Annotated in this window: 2 protein-coding genes; both read right to left on the reverse strand. The window is 67.8% G+C overall.

All coding sequences use genetic code 11. From position 1 onward, the window contains the following. Nucleotides 1-394, reverse strand: a 394-nt coding sequence (locus U9980_RS03760) for a shikimate kinase (RefSeq protein ID WP_322766693.1), incomplete at its 3' end; no start/stop codon positions are given. Between the two features lie 176 nt (nt 395-570). Then, on the reverse strand, nt 571-1,110 hold the full coding sequence (locus tag U9980_RS03765) for a hypothetical protein (RefSeq protein ID WP_322749117.1): 540 nt from the start codon (nt 1,108-1,110) through the stop codon (nt 571-573). Nucleotides 1,111-1,255 lie beyond the last annotated feature (145 nt).

Below are 1,255 nucleotides of genomic sequence, written 5' to 3' on the forward strand. Positions count from 1 at the left end.
CGCGGCCGTCGGTGTCCACCACATAGTCTGTGCGTCGATACACGCGGTCGCGGGCAGCGAACATCGACTCCAGGACAGCCTGTTGATCGTCGTCCAGCCACGGCCGGCCAGCTCCCCCTCCCACCCGTCCGGCCAGCGTCCGTGGGGTCGCCCGAAGGTAGCCGACCCATCCGGCGGCGGCCATCAGCGCCATGTCGTGCGGGCGGTCGGCGACACTCGCGGCGACACCCGCGACAAACGGCCCTGGCAGCTCCAGCAGTGTCCGCAGCTGGCGGGACTCATGGTCGTGCAGAACCGCCGGCCCGGCCGTGGCCAGCTCCCGCGGGCCGGCCTGGGCCTGTTGGGTGAGCAGCACGTCGTTGTCCAGGTACCGGCAGCCCAGCAGCGTCGCCAAAGCTGTACCGACCGTCGACTTACCCGCCCCCATGAGGCCGACAAGGAAGACCCGTCGCCCAGAGGGCCAAAGGCGATGCGATCGTGGTTCTGTCGCATCGCCGGAGGCCGAAATCCCCGGGTAGCTGACGGGCCAAAGGCGATGCGATCGTGGTTCTGTCGCATCGCCGGAGATGGTCACAGGTGCCTCCGGACGGTATCCATCCGAAGACCTTCAAGATCGTCTTCTTGCCGCCGCGCCCGGCCTACCAGCTGATCGAGTTGCGCGGCGTCAAGGCGGGCGTCGCGTTCGGCCACCGCACGCAGCGTGCGCCACGCCATCGCCTTGCCCTCCACGCCGAGCCGCAACGACTCCAGTTCGATGACCGTACGCAGCGGCGAGTTCCGCAGGAGTTGACCGTTGAGCTTGAGCCGGGCGACCTTCTCCATCGCCCAACCTGTATAGACCTTGTATTGTCGCGCGGGGAGACCGAGAGCGCTGATCATGTCGAGCAGCGCGGTACGGTCCTGCGCGATCTCGGACGCCAGTCGCTCGAGCACATCCCCGGCCGCTGAACCGCGCTGCGACCGGGCCGCGCGGCGGGCCAACTCAAGACCACTGGTAGCACCCGCCAAATGGTCATTCAGATAGATACCGAGTGGCGTCGGCTCAGAATCGGGCCCACGGTTGATGCCGATCGAACTGACGGTGCCGGTCCGGCCGTCGCTGTCCGCCATGACGCCTCCGAGCTTGCGACCGATGTACGTGCGACCGATGTGCTACCAACGTGCCCGGCCAGGCCGCGCCCATGCCCGTTCCCCCCGCTGGATGCACCCGCATAACGGATGACGATCAAGGAGCGAGTCCGGGGCACGGACATCG

It is taken from the genome of Protofrankia sp. Cr1, from assembly GCF_963555865.1.
Classification (GTDB): domain Bacteria; phylum Actinomycetota; class Actinomycetes; order Frankiales; family Frankiaceae; genus Protofrankia.